Here is a 20,201-nt window from a genome sequence, read left to right on the forward strand (position 1 = left end):
ACCTACAGCGGGAGGCAGCGGTGAGGACAGCGGCACTCGGGCCGGCGCAGCGCGCCGAGTCACTGGCATCAATGGCCGAGCGCGAACTGGACGTACTGGTCGTGGGCGCCGGGGTGGTCGGCGCCGGCACCGCCCTGGACGCGGCGACCCGCGGCCTGTCCACCGGCCTGGTCGAGGCGCGTGACTGGGCGTCGGGCACGTCGAGCAGGTCCAGCAAGCTCATCCACGGCGGCCTGCGCTACCTGGAGATGCTCGACTTCGCGCTCGTGAGGGAGGCCCTGAAGGAACGCGGACTGCTCCTGGAGCGCCTCGCGCCCCATCTGGTGAGGCCGGTGCCCTTCCTCTACCCGCTCCAGCACAAGGGCTGGGAGCGCCTGTACGCCGGTTCCGGCGTCGCGCTCTACGACGCCATGTCGATGGCCCGCGGGCACGGACGCGGCCTGCCCGTCCACCGCCATCTGAGCCGCGGTCACGCCCTGCGCGTGGCGCCCGCCTTGAAGAAGGACGCCCTGGTCGGCGCCCTCCAGTACTACGACGCCCAGATGGACGACGCCCGTTACGTCGCCACCCTCGTCCGCACCGCCGCCGCCTACGGCGCCCGGGTCGCCAACCGGGCGCGCGTGACCGGATTCCTGCGCGAGGGCGAGCGGGTGGTCGGCGCGCGCGTGCAGGACGTCGAGAACGGCGGCGAGTACGAGATCCGCGCCAAGCAGATCGTCAACGCCACCGGCGTGTGGACCGACGACACGCAGGCCATGGTGGGGGAGCGGGGGCAGTTCCACGTACGGGCCTCCAAGGGCATCCACCTGGTCGTGCCCAAGGACCGGATCCACTCCGCGACCGGGCTGATCCTGCGCACCGAGAAGTCCGTGCTGTTCGTCATCCCCTGGGGGCGGCACTGGATCATCGGGACGACCGACACCGACTGGGACCTCGACAAGGCGCATCCGGCCGCGTCCAGCGCGGACATCGACTACCTGCTGGAGCACGTGAACTCCGTGCTCGCGGTGCCGCTCACGCGCGACGACGTGCAGGGCGTGTACGCCGGGCTGCGGCCGCTGCTGGCCGGCGAGTCGGACGCCACCAGCAAGCTGTCGCGCGAGCACACCGTGGCCCATCCGGTGCCGGGGCTCGTCGTCGTGGCGGGCGGCAAGTACACGACGTACCGGGTCATGGCCAAGGATGCGGTGGACGAGGCGGTGCACGGGCTCGACCTGCGGGTCGCCGAGTGCGTGACCGAGGACGTCCCGCTGCTGGGGGCCGAGGGCTACCGGGCGCTGTGGAACGCGCGGGCGCGGATCGCCGCCCGCACCGGTCTCCATACGGTGCGGGTGGAGCACCTGTTGAACCGGTACGGGTCCCTCGCGGAGGAGGTGCTCGACCTCATCGCCGCCGACCCCTCGCTGGGCGAGCCGCTGGGGGCGGCCGAGGACTATCTGCGTGCCGAGGTGGTGTACGCCGCCTCGCACGAGGGCGCACGGCACCTGGACGACGTGCTGACCCGGCGTACCCGCATCTCCATCGAGACCTTCGACCGCGGCACGCTCAGCGCCCGCGAGGCGGCCGAGCTGATGGCGCCGGTGCTGGGCTGGGACAAGGACCAGATCGAGCGCGAGGTCGAGCACTACGACAAGCGGGTGGAGGCCGAGCGGGAGTCGCAGCGCCAGCCCGACGATCTGACGGCGGACGCGGCGCGGTTGGGGGCGCCCGACATCGTGCCGTTGTGATGCGGGGGGCTGCGTCCGGGATCCAGGGGGCTGTGGCCGGCCTCCGGGCTCCGCGGCCGGCCTCCGGGTTCCGTGCCTGGCCTCCGGGCTTCGCGCCTGGCCTCCGGGTTCCGCGCCCGGCCGCGGGCTGTCACTCGAACGGGTGTCGTGAATCGGGATCTTCGTTCGGTTCCGGGTCGTTGCAGGAGGTGTGAGGGCAGAACCGGGCGGAGAGGAGGGCGTGTTCGGTGTCGGGGGCGTCCGCCGCGGGGGTGGCGGGTGGTTCGGGAACCGGCGGTTCCGCCCCGACGGGGATGCCCGGAAGCCGGACTTCCGGGGGTGCGGCGGCCGGTACGTCCCGAGGGGCACCCTGGGCGTTGGGCACTTGTCGGGTGAGAGACAATGGAGGCTCTGTCAGGGCGGGTTGCATGAGGGGACGCATGTCGGAGGCGGAGCGGGCGGGGACATCCCGTCAGGACAACAGCGCACGTCTCCTCGCCGGGCGGTACCGGCTGGGAGACGTACTGGGCCGCGGCGGCATGGGCACGGTGTGGCGCGCCGAGGACGAGACCCTGGGCCGGACGGTCGCCGTCAAGGAACTCCGGTTCCCGGGGAACATCGACGACGAGGAGAAGCGCCGGCTGATCACGCGGACACTGCGTGAGGCCAAGGCCATCGCGCGGATCCGGAACAACAGCGCGGTGACCGTCTTCGACGTGGTCGACGAGGACGACCGGCCGTGGATCGTCATGGAACTCGTCGAGGGCAAGTCGCTCGCCGAGGCCATCCGGGAGGACGGCCTGCTGGAGCCCAAGCGCGCGGCGGAGGTCGGGCTCGCCATCCTCGACGTGCTGCGCTCGGCCCACCGCGAGGGCATCCTGCACCGGGACGTGAAGCCGTCCAACGTGCTGATCGCCGAGGACGGCCGGGTCGTGCTCACCGACTTCGGCATCGCCCAGGTCGAGGGCGACCCGTCCATCACCTCGACCGGCATGCTGGTCGGCGCGCCCTCCTACATCTCCCCCGAGCGGGCCCGCGGGCACAAGCCGGGCCCGGCGGCCGACCTGTGGTCGCTCGGCGGTCTGCTGTACGCGGCGGTCGAGGGCGTGCCCCCGTACGACAAGGGTTCCGCGATCGCGACGCTCACCGCGGTGATGACCGAGCCGCTGGAGGAGCCGAAGAACGCCGGCCCGCTCAAGGACGTCATCTACGGGCTGCTCACCAAGGACCCGGCCCAGCGGCTGGACGACGCCGGTGCGCGCAAGATGCTGAACGACGTCATCCACGCGCCCGAGCCCAAGGCGGCCGAGCCGGAGCCGGCGCTGGACGCGACGCGGGTCGTGCCGCTGCCCGCGCAGCCCGCCGAGCCCGCCGCCGAGCGGCTGAAGGGGGCGCTGCGGTCGGTGCGCAAGGCCGCCGTGGCGGCCGGGGCGACGGCCGCGGCGCGTACCAAGTCCGGTGGTGACACGGCCGTTTCGGCGGCGGAGCCGGGGGCCGCGGCCGGGCGGTCGGCTGCGACGGGTCCCGGTTCCGGTTCCGCCGGGGAGGCCGGGCAGCGTGGTGGGGGCGCACAGCCCGGTGGTAACGCGCAGACCGGTGGGCGTAGTTCGGGGTGGCCCGTGGTGCCGCCGCCGGACCTGCCGCCGCGGCCCGTGCCGAGGGCGCCGCTCACCGACGTCGTGCCGCGCCGGACGCTGGTCATCATCGCGGTGGTCGTGGCGCTCGCGGTGATCGGCGTGGTGCTGGCGATCGCGTTCAGCGGGGACGGCGACGGTTCCAAGGGAGCCGCGGGCAGCGGTGGCACCAAGGCGTCCGCCAGTGCCGGCGCCGACACCAAGAAGGACGAGAGCGGCGGCGCCCATACGGACGGCCAGGCATCCGCCCCGGCCTCGGGGTCCGGCGCGGCCACGAGCGAGTCGACGCCGAGTGCCGGTGCCGCCGAGTCCGGGGGGAGTGGCACGGGTTCGGGTTCGGACGACTCCTCCGGGAGCAAGGCCCCGGCGGCCTCGACCCACCAGGGCGGCCAGGGCTACTCGATCGGACTGCCCGAGGGCTGGAAGTACCAGTCCACCAGCGCCGCGGGCGACCGCTTCACCGGGCCGGACGGGCAGAAGCTGCTCATCGGCTGGACGACCACCCCGAAGGACGACCCCGTCGCGGACTGGAAGAACCAGGAGCGCTACATGCAGCGCCCCCAGTACCAGAGGATCCGAATAGAGTCGGTGGACTACCGCGGCTGGAACACGGCCGACTGGGAGTTCACCTACGTGGAGAACGGCACCAAGTACCGCAGCGTCGACCGCGGGACCGTGGTCGACGACCGACTCGGGTACGGAATCATGTACACGGCGAAAGCCGCCCGGTGGGACAGCGAGCTGCGCAAGGACACATGGCGGACCCTGACCAAGTCCTTCAAGGCGAAGGCGTGAACCGCCGCCGCGCCTGAGTGGTCACGGTTTGGGGTCCGAGATCTGGCATCCCCGCTTTGCACGTTGCCTCCGGCACGTATCGTGAGTGCTTGCGGACCGTACGCAGCCGGATGAGTATCCACAACGGGACGCAAGGCGAACGGATTTGACCAACCGGGCGGCCGGGGGAGGCATCGTGGACGACTATGCGGGTCGGGTGCTCGCCGACCGCTACCGCCTGCCGCTGCCGCCGTCCGACGAGTACGAACTCACCGAGTCCCGGGCCTTTGACACCTACAGCGGACAGGAAGTCCTGGTCCGGCAGGTGCCGTTGCCGGAGGTCGTCGAGGCGGAGGTGCTCGACGCGGAGGGGCTGCCCGACGGTTTCACCGCGCGCGAGCGGGGCGGTACGCGGCGGACCTCGGCGCGCGGCAGCATCCGGCGGCCCAGCGACCCGGCCGTGCGGCGCGCCGTCGAGGCCGCGCAGGCGGCGGCCCGGATACCCGACCATCCCCGGCTCGACCAGGTCTTCGACGTGTTCGCCGAGGGCGGCTCGCTGTGGATCGTCAGCGAGCTGGTGGCCGCGCGCCCGCTGGCGGCGCTGCTCGCGGAGAAGCCGCTGACGCCGTACCGGGCGGCCGAGGTCGCCTCCGACGTGCTGATGGCCCTGCGGGTGCTGCACGCCCACGGTTGGGTGCACCGGAACGTCACCGCCCGCACCGTGCTCGTCTGCGACGACGGACGCGTGATGCTGACGGGCCTCGCGGTCGGAGCGGCGGAAGAGGCCCTGTGCGGCTACGACCCGGTACCGGCACCGGACGACGACGGGGGCGCGGACTTCGGCGGGGGCATGAGCGGGCCAGGGGGCCGGCCGGCTGGATCCGGCGGAGGTATGAGTGGGCCCGGGGGAGCTCCGGGCGGGAGTGCGGGCGCGCCCGGGGGAGCTCCGGGCGGGCTCGGCGGGGGCATGAGCGGGCCCGGGGGAGGTCCGGGCGGGGGTGTGGCCCTCGACGGCGATCCCGAGGCCGCCCGGCGTGCCGCGATCGAGGCGCGGGAGGCCGGAGGACTGCCGCCGGTCACCGGAGGCGCCGTCGCGCCCGCGCCGCCCAGGGCCGTGGAGAGCGGCGCGGACGTCCGGGCCGCGAGGGCCGGCGCGATCGCCGCGTACCGGGCGGGCGCCCGTGCCGCCGCCCGCGTCCAGGAAGCGCAGCAGAGCGGCCGAGCAGCCCTGCCCGGGGCCCGCCCCGACCCCGGGACGCCGACACCGGCGGAGCCTCAGCCGCCGTACCCCGTAGGCAACGGCGGGCAGCCCCCGAACGGCGCCGCCACCATGCCGCCGGGGCAGATAGCCGACCCCTACGGCGTGCGCACCACCTCCGCCACCGCCTGGCACGGAGCGGCACCGCGCAGCGGAGCGGTCGGCCCCACGACCAGCGCCGGGCCGGGCAGCCCCGGCCACCTGCCCGCCGGCCCCGACACCGCCGCCTTCGGCTCCGGCCCCGCTCTCCCCGGCCGTACCACTCCCGGCGGACACCCCGGCACCCCCGAGGCCCCCGGCCGTGCCGCCCTGCCCTCCGGCGGGAACGGGGCCCCGCCCCCCGGTGGCTGGGACGCAGCCGGTGGCGGTGCGACTGTGCGGCGGGGGCCCGCCACCGCGTTGGCCGCCGAGCGGGCACGGCAGGCGCGGATGGCTGTGGTGGGGCCGGTGACCGAGCGGTGGGCGCCGGAGCAGGCCGGGCCCGTGCACGAGAACTGGCAGTTGGCCGCGCCCATCGGCCCCGCGACCGACCTGTGGGCGCTCGGGGCACTGCTGTTCCGCGCGGTGCAGGGGCACGCTCCGTACCCGGAGGAGTCGACGGCCGAGCTGGTGCAGATGGTGTGCGCGGAGCCGCCGGCGTTCGCGGAGGAGTGCGGGCCGCTGCGGCCGGTGGTCGAGTCGCTGCTGCGGCAGGACCCCACCGAACGCATCGACTTCGAGGAACTCCGCGGCTGGCTGCGCTCGCTGGTGCGTTCCGCGCCCGAGCCGGAGGCCGGCGCCCATGTCGTCACAGCCCCGCCCGTCGACGCCCGCCGGCTGCCCGTCGTACGCCGCCGCGGCGAACTGGTGCGCAGGCGGCGCGCCGGGCTGCCCGCGCACCACGGGCGGCACAAGCGGGCCCGGCAGGAGGTGCGTTCACCGCGCCGGCTGGGCCGCACCCTGCTTCTGCTGGTCCTGCTGCTGATGGCCACGGCGATCGCCTACGCCGTGCTGTTCATGCCCAAGGCCGAACCCGGCGGGGCCGACGACACCGACCGCACCGGCAGCACGGGCGAGGTCGGCCAGGCTCCGCGGGCCAGCAGCGAGCCCCGGCCCGACCAGACGTCAACGGGCGGGCAGGACAAGCCGACCGCGTCCGAGTCCGCCGCCTCGACCGAGACGCAGACCACCGGCCCGGACGTGGCCGACGGCTTCGCCCTGCGCACGGACGACGAGGGCTTCCGGATCGCCGTCGCCAAGGGCTGGGACCGCACCCCGGAGAACGGCCGGGGGCAAGTGGTGTACTCGCACGGCAACTTCGAGCTCATCGTCGTACCGGGCCGGGACACCGCGGCCAAGTACGGCAGCGATCCGATGGCGTACCAGCGGGAGGACGAGCCCGAGCTCCAGCCCTACCGCGACTCCAGCTGGGCCACCTCGACCGGTCTGAAGACGATCCAGGTCGGCGGGCGGACCATGGCCGAGGGGCAGTTCACCTGGACCGACGACGCGGGGCGGGAGCGGTTCGTGCGCAATCTCGCGATGCTCGTCGACGGGCGGTACCACGTGGTGCAGGTGCGCGGCCCGGAGGCGGAGCGGGACGAGGTGACGCGGCTGTTCGAGCAGGCGTCGGCGACGTACCAGGTCACCGGCTGATCCACCGCCCCAACTCTGGGTGACGGCAACCGTCACAGTGCTGTCTCTGTCCCACCCCGCCCGTTCCCTGAGTGCTGCCCGGTCCCTAATCTGACCTTGTCAAGAGCATTGCGGGGCAACGTGAATCAGATGCAGGGCCAGCTCCTCGCGGGGCGTTATCGGCTCGCCGACGCCATCGGGAGCGGCGGCATGGGCCGCGTGTGGCGTGCGCACGACGAGGTGCTGCACCGGGCTGTCGCGATCAAGGAGCTGACCGCCGCGCTCTACGTCTCCGAGAGCGAGCAGGAGCTGCTGCTCGCCCGTACCCGGGCCGAGGCGCGGGCGGCCGCCCGGATCAACCACTCCGCCGTCGTCACGGTGCACGACGTGCTCGAACACGACGCCCGCCCGTGGATCGTGATGGAGCTGGTCGAGGGCCACTCGCTGGCCGACGCCGTCAAGGAACGGGGCCGGATCGAGCCGCGCGAGGCCGCCCGCGTCGGCCTGTGGGTGCTGCGCGCCCTGCGGGCCGCGCACACCGCCGGTGTCCTGCACCGCGACATCAAGCCCGGCAACGTCCTCCTCGCCGAGGACGGCCGTGTCCTGCTCACCGACTTCGGCATCGCCCAGATCGAGGGCGACACCACCATCACCCGTACCGGAGAGGTCGTCGGCTCCGTCGACTACCTCGCCCCCGAGCGGATCCGCGGCCACGACCCGGGCCCGGCCTCCGACCTGTGGGCGCTCGGTGCCACGCTCTACACGGCGGTGGAGGGCCGGTCGCCGTTCCGCCGTACCTCCCCGCTGTCGACCATGCAGGCGGTCGTCGAGGAGGAGGCCACGCAGCCCGCGCACGCCGGCCCGCTCGGCCCGGCGATCGCCGCGCTGCTGCACAAGGACCCCGCGGCCCGCCCCGACGCGGTCGCGGCCGAGCAGATGCTCGCCGAGGCGGCGGAGGGACGCCGACCGGACGCGGCACAGGCGTACGTGCCCACGGGGCGCGTCCCCGACGGGCTCGATCCCGGTACGGCGACCACGACGCCGTACGGGTCCGGTACCACGCCGTACGGGGCCGGCACTACGCCGTATGCGCCAAGCACCACGCCGTACGGGTCCGGGACCACGCCGAATCCGCACGGCGCCCCGTCGCGTCCGCATCCGCACGGCACCGCGCCGCAGCCGGGTCCGCACGGCACCGCGCCGCAGCCGGGTCCGCACGGCACCGCGCCGCAGCCGCACGCCTCCGGGCCGGGCGGTGGTTCGCCGTCGAAGCGTCGCCGCGGACTGCGTACGCTCGCGCTGCTCGTGGCGCTCGCCGCGGTGGTCGCCGGCGGCACCGCGGTGGCTCTCCATTGGTGGGAGGACGGACGGCGGGCGAAGGACACCTCCGCCTCGCCGACCCCGACGACCGGGGGCACTCCGTCCAAGTCCCCGCAGAGCAACGTTCCGGCCGGCTGGGAGACCGTCGAGGACCCGCTCGGTTTCAGCCTTTCCCTGCCCAAGGGCTGGAAGCGCAGCAACCTTCAGAAGGACGGCGACCTCACCCAGGTCGACTACTCGCCCGACGGCGGCAAGCACATCCTGCGCATCGCCATGGACACCGCACCGGACTTCAACGACGCCAACGCCCACCTGACCAGCCTGGACTGGCAGCTCGGGCAGCGGCTGGTGGACTACCAGCGGCTGAGCCTGGAGCGCAAGGTCTACCGTGACATGCAGGCCTCCCGGATGGAGTGGACCTGGACGGCGCTGCCGAAGGACACCGACTTCCCGGGGCCGTACCGGGCCGTCGACCAGATGTACATCGCCGGCAGTGGCGTCGAGTACGCGTTCTACATGGCCTCGCCGACGGAGGACTGGCCCACCACGCAGAAGCGTTTCGAGACCGTGCTCCAGGGCTGGCGCGAGCCGTAGGGCGTGTTTCGAGGTCCCGCCTGCCTCGCGGCGTCTGGCGCGCACACTTGGCCGGTCGGCGCTCCGGAAGGTCTCCGTCCGGGGCGTCATGATGAGGCGTATGGGCAGCCAGGGGAACAACCTCCGTGTCATAGCGGGCCGTTACCGCCTGGAGGCGCGGCTCGGGCGCGGCGGCATGGGTGTCGTATGGCGGGCCACCGACGAGTTGCTCGGGCGGAGCGTCGCGGTCAAGGAACTCACGCTCGACGAGACCCTCTCCGCGCCGGAGGCCCGGTGGTGGCGTGAGCGCACCCTGCGCGAGGCGCGCACCGTCGCGCAGCTCCGGCATCCGCACGTCATCGTGGTCCATGACATCGTCGAGCACGACGAACGGCCGTACATCGTCATGGAGTTGATCGACGGCGGCTCCCTGGACGACCGTATCCGCGCCCACGGGCCCCTCGACCCGGCCGAGGCCGCACGGATCGGCGCCGACCTGCTGAGCGCGCTGGGTGCGGCGCACGCCGCCGGTGTCCTGCACCGTGACATCAAGCCCGCCAACGTCCTGCTCGGCAGCGACGGCCGGGTCGTCCTCACCGACTTCGGCATCGCCCGGATCGCGGGCGCCTCCACCCTCACCGAAACCGGGACCTTCGTCGGCTCGCCCGAGTACACCGCGCCCGAGCGGATGGCCGGGGCCAGGACCGGTCCCGCCTCCGACCTGTGGTCGGTGGGGGCGCTGCTGTGCGCGGCGGTGAGCGGCGAATCGCCGTTCCGGCGGGACTCGTTGAGCGGCATCGTGCTCGCCGTGGTGTCCGACGAGATACGGCCGCCCGCGCAGGCCGCGCCTCTCCTGCCCGTCGTACGGGGCCTGCTGGAGCGCGATCCGCGGCGCCGTCTGGACGCGGCGCAGGCGGAGCGGATGCTGCGGGAGTTCCTGGCGCGCGGGCGCATACCGGCGCCCGCGCACGCCTGGCGTTCTCCGCGCAGCGTGCTGGTGAGCGTGGTGCTGGTGGCCGCGGTGGCGGGGGTCGGAGTGTCGGCGGTGGCGCTGCTGATGAACGGGGACGGCAACGGAAACGTTCCGCCACCCTCGCCGACCACCTCGGCCGGGAGCTCGGTGAGCACCGGCGCCTCCGCGAGCACCGGTGCCTCCACAAGCCCCGGCCCCTCCACAAGCCCCGGCGCCTCCGCGAGCACCCCGCCCGGCGTCTCCCCGACCCCCTCGACACCGCCACCCGCCCCCAGCACACGCATAAACGGGAGATAAGCCCCAGCGGGAGTCACGGCTCGGTGACCGCACAGTGTTCGAAGTGGATGGAGGGACCCTTGGCGCGATATGGATGGACGTATGAACAGCAACGGGGGAGCCCCTTACGGGTCCGACGAGCCAACGAGTTTCGGTCTGCAACCGCCGCAGGCGCCGGTGCCGCACCCGGGCAACCCGTATGCGACGCCCACCCAGGTCGTCCCGCAGCAGACCCCGCAGCAGACCCCGCAGCGGGCTCCGCAGCAAACCCCGCAGCAGCAGGCGCAACCCGCCCCGGATCCCGGCACCGGGCGCCTGATCGCGGGCCGTTACCGGCTGCTGGCCAAGCTCGGCCACGGCGGCATGGGCACGGTGTGGCGGGCCAAGGACGAGACGGTGGACCGTGAGGTCGCCGTCAAGGAACCCCGCGTACCCGACCACCTTCCCGAGCGCGAACGCGCCAACGCGTTCGAACGGATGCGCCGCGAGGCCCGCGCCGCCGCCCGGCTCGACCACCCGGCTGTCGTGAACGTGCACGACGTCGCGGTCGTGGACGGCCAGCCGTGGATCGTGATGGAGCTGGTGCAGGGCCGCTCGCTGGGCGATGTGCTCCAGGAGGGCACCCTCGGCGCCCGCGAGGCCGCCCGCATCGGCCTGGAGGTGCTCGGCGCGCTGGAGGCCGCGCACGCCGCCGGTGTCCTGCACCGCGACGTGAAGCCGGACAACGTCCTGCTCGGCCGCCATGACCGCGTGGTCCTCACCGACTTCGGCATCGCCCAGATCGAGGGCGAGACGAATCTGACCGACACCGGCGGCTTCGTCGGCTCGCCCGAGTACATCGCCCCCGAGCGGGTGCTGGGCCAGCGCCCCGGCCCGCCGAGCGACCTGTGGTCCCTCGGCGTGGTGCTGTACGCGGCGACGGAGGGCGTCTCGCCGTTCCGCCGCAGCAACACCCCGGCCACCCTCCAGTCCGTCCTCAACGCGACCCCGGCCGCCCCCGCCTCCGCGCAGGGCCCGCTCGCCGAGGTCATCACCGGCCTCCTCCAGAAGGACCCGGCCGCCCGTCCCGACGCCGCCCGGACGCGCGCGCTGCTGGAGCGGGCCGTCAGCCCGCCGGCGCCCGCGCCCACGCAGGTCGTGCAGTTCAACGGCTCCGACGACAGCGGCAAGGGCGGCGTCCGGCTCGGCCGCAAGACGCTGGCCGGCCTCGGCGCGGCGGTCGTCGTGGCCGTGGTGGGGGCGTACGTGGTGGGCGCCGACCCCTTCGCGGGGGAGGCGGAGCCGGACGCCTGGGCGCAGCGGGCCCACCAGGATCTGGGGGTGACCCTGAGCGTCCCCGAGGACTACCAGGCGACCGAGCCGAAACCCGACGACACGGAGAAGAACTGGGTCACGTACGCGGACTACAGCGGCGCCATCCTGGTCGGCCTGACCGTGGACAGGAAGGCCGAGGGCACGGGCAGCAGCATCGCCGGGTCGGCAGCGGCCGAGATGTACAAGGACGACGACAAGTTCAACGAGAGCGGCGACTACCGGCTGGACATGCCCGAGGACCCGGACACCGACCCCCAGGAGACCTCGTACAAGGGCAGGAAGGCCGCCGAGAACACGATCGCCTACGTCACCGACGACACCCAGAACCCCCGCCCCCGCGAACTGCGGATGTTCTACTACAAGAGCTCCAAGGGCGACATGTACAAGGTCACGATCAGCTATCCCGGCAAGGGTGACTTCACCGACCGCGGCCGCGAAGTGGCCCAGAAGGTCATCGACGACCTGGACATCACCCAACTGTGAGCGAAGGACGCGTGGTCGGCGGCCGCTACCGGCTGGCCGAGCGGATCGGCTCGGGCGGCATGGGCACCGTCTGGCGGGCCCACGACGAGCTCGTGGGCCGCGAGGTCGCCGTCAAGCAGCCCCGCCTGCCCGGCGATCCGGAGGACGAGGTCCACCAGCGGGCCGCCCGCCGCCTCCACCGCGAGGCCCGCGCCGCCGCCCGCGTCGACCATCCGTCCGCCGTTTCCATCCACGACGTCGTGGAGGAGGACGACCAGCCCTGGATCGTCATGGAGCTGGTCCGCGGCGAGTCCCTGCACGAGCTGCTCAAGCGGGGCCCGCTGGAGCCCGCCGAGGCCGCCCGTATCGGCCTCGCGGTCCTCGGCGCCCTGCGCGCCGCGCACGCGGTCGGGATCGTGCACCGCGACGTGAAGCCCGCCAACGTCCTGCTCGGCCGCCACCGCCGCGTCGTCCTCACCGACTTCGGCATCGCCCACGTCCAGGGCGAGGACTCCCTCACGGCCACCGGCGAGTTCGTCGGCTCGCTGGAATTCGTTGCACCCGAGCGCATGTCCGGCCGTGGCGCGGGCCCCGCCTCCGACCTGTGGTCCCTCGGAGTCCTCCTCTACGCCGCCGTGGAGGGCTGGTCGCCCTTCCGGCGTACGGCGGTGGAGTCGACGCTCGCCGCGATCCTGACCGCCGACCTGCCCGCGCCGAAGCAGGCCGGACCCCTCGGCCCGCTCCTCGTACGGCTGTTGGAGAAGGACCCCGCCCAGCGCCCGGAGCCGGACGAGGTGGCGGCGGCGCTGGAGGCGGCGGCTGGCGAGACGCGGGAGGAGGCTCCCGAGGTCCAGGACCCCTCCGGTCTGCAGGAGTTCGGGGACGACATACGGACCGTACGGCTGGGCGGGCAACAGGCAGGGGTCGAGGTCGACCCCGAAGCGGACACCCTGCCGGCCGCCGCCCCGCCGGCCACGGAACCCGAGCCGATACCCGTCGTCCGCCGCCCCCTTCACCGCCGCCCCGCGCCGCTCGCCCTCGTCGGCGCTCTTCTCGCCGGCACCGCCTGGCTCGGCGCCTCGGCCCTCACCGGCCCTGACGGCGGCGCGGATACGAAGGACGCGAGTACGAAGGACGCGACGAACACGGCGACCGGCCGCTCGGCCGCCCCGAAGCCGACGCCCAGCGCCACCGCCTCTCCCACCGCCACCGCCACCATCGCCGACGGCTGGACCGTACGCACTGAGAAGGACATGGGTGCCGCCCTCGCCCTGCCCGCCGCGTACGAGGAGTTCTCCCGTTCGGGCGGTGAGAACTTCCCGCCCCGCATGGTCGAGTACGCGGACCCGGACGGCTACGTCGAGGTCCGCCTCACCCAGTGGGACAACGCCCCCGGCACTCCCCTGAGCCAGGCGGAGGAGCACGCCAGGACCTGGAAGGTCTACGGCAACGCGCGCTCGCGGCACACCGAGACCGGCTTCCGCGGCTGGGAGGCCGTGCGGTCCGACAGCACCTACGGTGACCCCGAGCTGCGGCGGCGGGTCGTCGAGCTGTTCGTCCGCACCGACCACAACCGGCTCTACGAGCTGCGGGTCGAGATGCCCGAGGGCGGGGCGGCGGAGAAGGAGGGCATGGCGGTCTTCCAGCGGGTGCGCGACGGGCTGAACATCACAGCCGACTGATCGGGTGGCTCGTACAACGCCCTGATCAGCGCATTTGTTGCCAGCAGTCACTGGCGCCGTGTGAGCGCTCGGTGAATCCTCGTTACCGCCGGGTACACAAAGTGTGCGCCGCGGCATACCCTGCGCGTCATGACGGACTCCCAGGCCCCGGTGCTGACCGGAACGAACCCCCTCGCCCCCGCCCCGGAAGGCGCCCGCACCGCCGCCGACGTGGTGACCCCCGAGCTGGTCGCCCGGCTGACCAAGGGCGTGGTCGGTTCGGGCCGTACCGCCAACCACACGCCGTTCACCGGCGAGAAGCTGGCCGATCTGCCGGAGTCGACGCCCGCGGACGTGGAGAAAGCTTTCGCCGCCGCCCGTGCCGCCCAGGCCGTCTGGGCCCAGACCCCCGTACGGCAGCGCGCCGCCGTACTGCTGCGCTTCCACGACCTGGTGCTGGAGCGCCAGGCCGAGGTGCTGGACCTGATCCAACTGGAGACCGGCAAGGCCCGGCTGCACGCCCACGAGGAGGTGCAGGCCGTCGCCGTCGCGGCCCGCCACTACGGCCGCCGGGCCCCCGCCTACCTCGGACCCAAGCGGCACGCGGGCGCCATGCCCACCCTGACCCGCGTCACCGAACTGCGCCACCCGCGCGGGGTCGTCGGCCAGATCGCCCCCTGGAACTACCCGCTGGAGCTGTCGGTCGGCGACGCGCTGCCGGCGTTCGTCGCGGGCAACGCCGTGGTGATGAAGCCCGACACGGAGACCTGCCTGACCGCACTGTGGGCCCGTGACCTCCTCGTCGAGGCCGGTCTGCCCGCCGAGGTCTTCCAGGTCGTGCTCGGCGAGGGCCCCGTCGTCGGCCCCGAGGTCGTCCGCCACGCCGACTACGTCTCCTTCACCGGCTCCACCCGCACCGGCCGCGAGGTCGCCCAGGGCGCCGCCGCCCGGCTGGTCGGCGTCTCCCTCGAACTCGGCGGCAAGAACGCGATGCTGGTCCTGGAGGACGCGGACATCGAGAAGGCCGCCGCCGGCGCCGTACGCGCCTGCTTCTCCTCGGCCGGCCAACTGTGCATCTCCATCGAGCGGTTGTACGTCCACGAGTCGATCGCCGACGCCTTCCTGGAGCGCTTCGCCGCCCGCACCAAGGCCATGCGGCTCGGCAGGTCCCTCGCCTACGGCGCCGACATGGGCTCCCTGGTGGGGGAGCGGCAACTGGAGACGGTCACCCGCCATGTCGAGGAGGCCGTCGCCAAGGGCGCGAAGGTCGTCGCCGGAGGCGTCGCCCGACCGGACATCGGCCCGTACTTCTTCGAGCCGACGATTCTCGACGGCGTGACGGAACCGATGGCGGTGTGCACCGAGGAGACCTTCGGCCCGGTCGTCTCCGTCTACCGCTTCCGGACCGAGGACGAGGCGGTCGACCACGCCAACTCCACGCCCTACGGCCTGAACTCCTCGGTCTGGACGAAGGACGGCAAGCGCGGCCGCGCGGTCGCCGCCCGCCTGCGCACCGGCACCGTCAACGTCAACGACGGCTACGCACCCGCCTACGGCAGCGTCCAGTCCCCGATGGGCGGCATGAAGGACTCCGGCCTCGGCCGCCGCCACGGTTCCGAGGGCATCCTCAAGTACACCGAGGCCCAGACGGTCGCCCAGCAGCGGCTGCTGCCGATGGCGCCGTCGCTGGGGATGGACGACGAGCAGTACGCCCGGTTCATGAGCAGGAGCCTGCGCCTGATGAAGGTCCTGCGCTTCAAGTAGCGCTTCTGGTAGGAACACCCGTTCTCAACGAGGAGAGCACGTGCCACAGGACACCTATGACTACGACGTGATCGTCGTCGGATCGGGCTTCGGCGGTTCCGTCACCGCCCTTCGCCTCACGGAGAAGGGCTACACCGTGGGCGTCCTGGAGGCCGGCCGCCGCTTCACCCGCGAGTCCCTCCCCAGGAACTCCTGGGACCTGAAGAACTACCTCTGGGCCCCCAGGCTCGGCATGTACGGCATCCAGCGCATCCATCTGCTGGGCAACGTCATGGTCCTGGCGGGCGCGGGTGTCGGCGGCGGTTCGCTGAACTACGCCAACACCCTCTACGTACCGCCGAAGCCGTTCTTCGACGACCCGCAGTGGCGTGACATCACCGACTGGCAGGAGGAGTTGGCGCCGTACTACGACCAGGCCCGGCGCATGCTCGGGGTGCGGCTCAACCCGACGATGACCCCGTCCGACGTCCATCTGAAGGCGGCGGCCGAGCGGATGGGCGTGGGGGACACGTTCCACATGGCGCCGGTGGGCGTGTTCTTCGGCGACGGACAGGACGCCGACGGCTCGGCGAAGGCGCGGCCGGGTGGCCAGGTCGAGGACCCCTACTTCGGCGGCGCGGGGCCGTCCCGCAGGGCCTGCACCGAGTGCGGCGAGTGCATGACCGGCTGCCGCCACGGCGCGAAGAACACCCTGAACGAGAACTACCTCTACCTTGCCGAGAAGGCGGGCGCGGTCGTGCACCCCATGACCACGGTGGTCTCCGTCACCGACGACTCGCAGGGCGGCTACGCCGTGGCCACGCTGCCGACGGACAACCGGCGGAAGTCGTCGAAGGGCCGCACCTTCAAGGCCCGCCGGGTGGTGCTCGCGGCGGGCACGTACGGCACGCAGACCCTGCTGCACCGCATGAAGGCGACCGGACAACTGCCGTATCTGTCGGGCCGTCTGGGCGAGCTGACCCGCACCAACTCCGAGGCGCTGGTGGGCGCGCAGACCGACGACCGGCGCTACCGCAAGGTCACCGGTGAGAAGAAGGTCGACTTCACGCGTGGGGTCGCGATCACGTCGTCCATCCACCCTGACGAGAACACCCACATCGAGCCCGTCCGCTACGGCAAGGGCTCCAACTCGATGGGCGGCCTGTCGATCCTGCAAGTCCCTTACGCGGAGGGCTCGTCGAGGGTGGCGGCCTGGCTGAGGAACGCGGCCCGCCACCCGGTCCAGGTCCTCCGCTCCCTCTCCAACCGCCGCTGGTCGGAGAAGACCATCATCGGCCTGGTCATGCAGTCCCTCGACAACTCCCTGACGACGTACCTGAAACCGGACGGCGTCGGCAAGGGCCTGCTCACCGCCCGCCAGGGCCACGGCAGCCCCAACCCCAAACAGATCAAGGCGGCCACCGAGGGCGCCACGGCCATCGCGGAGTCGATCAACGGCTTCGCGGGCTCCAACGTCGGCGAGTTGATGGGCACCCCGCTGACTGCCCACTTCCTGGGCGGCTGCCCGATCGGCGCCACCGCGGAGGAGGGCGTCATCGACCCGTACCACCGCCTCTACGGCCACCCCGGCATCTCGGTCGTCGACGGCGCCGCGGTCTCCGCGAACCTCGGCGTGAACCCCTCCCTCACCATCACCGCGCAGGCCGAGCGGGCCATGTCGTACTGGCCCAACAAGGGCGAGCCCGACCCGCGTCCGGCGCAGGGACGACCGTACGAGCGTCTCCAGCCGGTCGAGCCGAAGGCACCGGCGGTCCCGGCGGAGGCCTTCGGCGCGCTGCGGCTGCCGTTCCTGGGGATGCCGACGGTGCCGCCGAAGGGCAGCGGGGCCGACTGAGCCGCCGATCAGCCCAGGCGCGTCACGAAGGCCTGCCAGGCGGCACGGGTGAAGGGGATGACCGGGCCGGAGGGGTGCTTGCTGTCGCGTATGGGGGCGTGGGTGGGGATGTTGTGGGCGAGTTCGAGGCAATCGCCCTGCCCGCCGCTGTAGCTGCTCCGGCGCCATAGCGCTGCGTCGCTGCGGGCGGATGCGGGTCCTGCGTTGCTCATGACCTGTACTCCTTGGCGGTGCGTTGGATCAGTGCCAGTGATTCCGTCGGCGGCAATGCTGCCATCCGCGCATCGTCAAAGAGCCTGCGGTAACTGGTTACTTCCGCTTCCCGCTCCATCCAGATGTTGCCGGTCGGCGTTTCGGTGAGGACGAGGTCGAGCGCGGCCAACTGCGGAAAGCTCAGAAGCAGGTAGGGGCCGAACATGCCGGAGTGGGCACCGCGCGAGAAGGGCAGCACCTGGATGGTGACGTTGGGGCGCTGTGCCATGGCCGCAAGATGATCCAGTTGAGCGCTCATCACCTTGGGGCCGCCCACCTGCTGATGCAGCACGCCTTCTGCGAGCACCGCCCAGTACTCGATCGGGGTTTCACCCGTGAGCCGTTCCTGCCGGGCGAGACGCACCTGGACGAAGCGGTCGATCTCTTCCGGGGTCTGCCAGGCACGTGAGGCAACGGTCACTGCTCGTCCGTACCCCGCTGTCTGCAAGAGCCCGGGCACGAGCTGCACCTGGTACGTCCGAATGCTCTCGCAGATGGACTCCATCTCGATCTGATCGACGTACGTGTCGCTGAGTACGGACGCATACCGATGCCACCAGCCCTCCCGGCGACGCCGATTGGCACGACGGGCGAGGGCCGCAAGGCGCTCCCGTGACGTGGGCTCCTCCACCCCGTACGCCTGCATGAGGGCGATCAGGTCGGGTGTACGCACAGGGACGTGCCCGTTCTCGATACGGCTGATCTTGCCCTTGGTGCAGTCGAGTGCTTCCGCGGCATGCGCCATGGACACACCTGCCGCCTCACGGAACTTCCGTAGCTCCTCTCCCAGTTGGCGGCCGAGGACGGTGGACGGTTTGACAGTAGGCATGTGCAACTCCCTACCAGAGGCGCACTTCGACAGCTGTGACATTCCCCGAAAGGATGAAGCAAGGTACGTAGCGTGGTGCAACGTTGCGTGGGTTCATATGCTGCCTGCCGAGATGGAGACCGAGTCACCGCAATCGACGCTTTGGGGACGCCATGGCAGAACACTCCCGTTCGAACGAAGTCGTCTTCCGCCTGCCCCGAACCCCCCGCAGCGCACGCAGGGCACGTGCGTTACTGCACGCCATGCTCGGCAGCTGGGGTGTCTCCCAGGACACGGCGGCGGACGCCGAGTTGGTGCTCTCTGAGCTGGTGACCAACGCCTTGCGCGTACCCGTGCCGAGCGACCGGCAGGTCGGCGTACGGATCGCGCGCTCGGTAGGCGATGGGTTGCTCCGCCTGGAGGTGAGCGACGCCGGAGCGGGTCACCCCGAGGTGCGGGAGCCCGGCGACGGCGAGACGGACGGACGCGGACTGTTCCTCGTGCGGTCGCTTGCCCACCGATGGGGCGTGGAGCGACGGGCGGCCGGAATCGGCAAGACGGTGTACGCGGAGCTGAAGGCCCCCGACCTCATGGCCGAGCCGGAGGCCAGGGAGGTCGCGGCGGTCATGGTGAGGGTCGGGCAACAAGTGCGCGTGTGGGGCGATTGGCGTGCCGTCCTCGGCATCCGCAACGAGCAGTACGCGGCAGGCGGCCCCGCCGTGGTCCTGGACCTGGACGAGGGGCCGGCGCTACGCGTGCACGCGGCGGAGCCGGTGCTGGTACGGGAGGCGTGTCAGCCCTGATCGGGGATCACGACGGGCGCCGTCGCCTGCACCGGATCGCCGGGCTTCCACTGGCCCGAATCGACCTCGGGGGTGAGGGAGGGGCGGTTCGGGGCGGGCGGAGGTGTCGAGCCTTGGTCGGGATTCTGAGGAACGCCACCTGAGCTGCCGCCGGTCGTGCCGCTGGAGCCAGTCGTACCGGTACTGAGCCCGCCGTCTTGAGGCGACGGCGATCTCGTCTGATGCGTAGCCGCGGTGTTCGTCGGTGCGGTGGATGGAGGCGTAGTCGCGGAGGGGCTCGGGGAGGAGGGCGGTGAGGGCCGCTACCCGCCGTCGCAGAAGCCGAGCTCCTTGGCGATCGATCTGCGCCTTTCGGACGCTCGGTGCTTGTGGCAACCCCAGTTGTGCAGGCGGCAAGGCACAGGGTTATGAGGCCCGCTGCCGCACCCAGGTGCCGTCTTCGCGGATTGCCTGCGCTTGGGTACCTCACCATGTACTCGTGCTCAGTGCTCTGTCCTTTTCTTGAGGTCCGCGAAGGGAGTCGTCACGTCCTGCGGCATTTTTTGAATGGCGAACTGCTGTAACGTCACATTCCGCGGTCTGGGCCGACCCATGAGCGCGGCTCGTCAGTTTCGCTCATCGGAAGCGATTCAAAGACAACAGGGCCAGGATAGAAGGCACTGCTGTTCGGTCCAGCCACATCCTCGCCGATGAGCCAGAGGTAGAGCCACTTCGAGAACGAGAACGAGTACTCGAAGAACTCACCTTCGCCGTCCTCGATGAAGAGCGACCCTCTTCCGCGTGCGCCCTTAGGGGCGTAGAAAATTGTCTCCCCGCGGTCAGTGGAGGCGATCGGAATCAGACCGTCCGCTGTACCGAAGGTCAACTGCTCCATGCCCAGCGCGGTTCGTGGGTCACCATCCGGCTCCGCCCAGTCCCACTCGACCTGCGACCATGCCTCGGAGGTCCTTCGGATCTTCTCGCCCAGGTTCCAGCGTTCGGTCGCTGGATGGCTCAGGTACAGGTGGCCGTTGATTTGGACAGGGGCGTAGGCGTCGATGATCTCCTTGTAGTCTGCCGGGAGACTCACCCCCAGCTCGTTCTCCAATTTTCGCCATGCTTCGGGATCCCGGTACTGCCAGGACGGCTCACCGAGCATGTCCAACACGCGTCCGAGGTAGTCCTTCTTCACCCCT

The 20,201-nt window shown here is 72.0% G+C and carries 13 protein-coding genes; 10 read left to right on the plus strand and 3 right to left on the minus strand.

What is annotated here, in order from left to right:
- Positions 1 to 20: 20 nt before the first annotated feature.
- From ICC28_RS10725 to ICC28_RS10765, 9 genes are all read left to right on the plus strand, one after another.
- A complete protein-coding gene (locus ICC28_RS10725; RefSeq protein ID WP_188288226.1) occupies positions 21 to 1,727 on the plus strand; it encodes a glycerol-3-phosphate dehydrogenase/oxidase in 1,707 nt (568 codons plus the stop codon).
- A 419-nt stretch (positions 1,728 to 2,146) separates the two neighbouring features.
- Entirely contained in the window at positions 2,147 to 4,135 is a 1,989-nt protein-coding gene (locus ICC28_RS10730) for a serine/threonine-protein kinase (protein WP_188288423.1), read from the plus strand.
- Between the two features lie 175 nt (positions 4,136 to 4,310).
- Complete coding sequence (locus tag ICC28_RS10735; RefSeq protein WP_188288227.1) at positions 4,311 to 7,007, plus strand: protein kinase; 2,697 nt, start codon at positions 4,311 to 4,313, stop codon at positions 7,005 to 7,007.
- A gap of 129 nt (positions 7,008 to 7,136) precedes the next feature.
- Positions 7,137 to 8,900, plus strand: a complete 1,764-nt coding sequence (locus ICC28_RS10740) for a serine/threonine-protein kinase (RefSeq protein WP_188288228.1) — start codon at positions 7,137 to 7,139, stop codon at positions 8,898 to 8,900.
- Positions 8,901 to 9,000: 100 nt separating this feature from the next.
- Positions 9,001 to 10,149, plus strand: coding sequence for a serine/threonine-protein kinase (locus ICC28_RS10745; protein ID WP_188288229.1), 1,149 nt, complete (start codon positions 9,001 to 9,003; stop codon positions 10,147 to 10,149).
- An 81-nt stretch (positions 10,150 to 10,230) separates the two neighbouring features.
- On the plus strand, positions 10,231 to 11,925 hold the full coding sequence (locus tag ICC28_RS10750; RefSeq protein ID WP_188288230.1) for a serine/threonine-protein kinase: 1,695 nt from the start codon (positions 10,231 to 10,233) through the stop codon (positions 11,923 to 11,925).
- Positions 11,926 to 11,984: 59 nt separating this feature from the next.
- On the plus strand, positions 11,985 to 13,586 hold the full coding sequence (locus tag ICC28_RS10755) for a serine/threonine-protein kinase (RefSeq protein WP_411158583.1): 1,602 nt from the start codon (positions 11,985 to 11,987) through the stop codon (positions 13,584 to 13,586).
- A gap of 129 nt (positions 13,587 to 13,715) precedes the next feature.
- Positions 13,716 to 15,329 (plus strand): succinic semialdehyde dehydrogenase, encoded by a 1,614-nt coding sequence (locus ICC28_RS10760; protein WP_188288232.1) that lies wholly within the window; start codon positions 13,716 to 13,718, stop codon positions 15,327 to 15,329.
- 40 nt (positions 15,330 to 15,369) lie between these two features.
- Entirely contained in the window at positions 15,370 to 17,163 is a 1,794-nt protein-coding gene (locus tag ICC28_RS10765) for a GMC family oxidoreductase N-terminal domain-containing protein (protein ID WP_188288233.1), read from the plus strand.
- A gap of 8 nt (positions 17,164 to 17,171) precedes the next feature.
- Here ICC28_RS10765 and ICC28_RS10770 read toward each other — a convergent pair whose 3' ends face one another.
- Both ICC28_RS10770 and ICC28_RS10775 read right to left on the minus strand, forming a co-directional pair.
- Positions 17,172 to 17,375, minus strand: coding sequence for a DUF397 domain-containing protein (locus ICC28_RS10770; protein WP_188288234.1), 204 nt, complete (start codon positions 17,373 to 17,375; stop codon positions 17,172 to 17,174).
- Positions 17,372 to 18,244: a helix-turn-helix domain-containing protein gene (locus ICC28_RS10775; RefSeq protein WP_188288235.1), complete on the minus strand. Its 873-nt coding sequence runs from the start codon at positions 18,242 to 18,244 to the stop codon at positions 17,372 to 17,374. Before ICC28_RS10775 ends, ICC28_RS10770 begins: the two co-directional genes overlap by 4 nt.
- A gap of 152 nt (positions 18,245 to 18,396) precedes the next feature.
- Here ICC28_RS10775 and ICC28_RS10780 point away from each other — a divergent pair, with 152 nt between their 5' ends.
- Positions 18,397 to 19,026: an ATP-binding protein gene (locus ICC28_RS10780; RefSeq protein ID WP_188288236.1), complete on the plus strand. Its 630-nt coding sequence runs from the start codon at positions 18,397 to 18,399 to the stop codon at positions 19,024 to 19,026.
- Positions 19,027 to 19,591: 565 nt separating this feature from the next.
- Here the strand turns inward: ICC28_RS10780 and ICC28_RS10785 are convergent.
- The gene (locus tag ICC28_RS10785) at positions 19,592 to 20,197 is read right to left on the minus strand and encodes an SMI1/KNR4 family protein (protein WP_317453991.1); all 606 of its coding nucleotides are present in this window, start codon (positions 20,195 to 20,197) and stop codon (positions 19,592 to 19,594) included.
- Between the last annotated feature and the right edge of the window lie 4 nt (positions 20,198 to 20,201).

This window comes from Streptomyces sp. TRM68416 (genome assembly GCF_014596915.1).
Classification (GTDB): Bacteria; Actinomycetota; Actinomycetes; order Streptomycetales; family Streptomycetaceae; genus Streptomyces.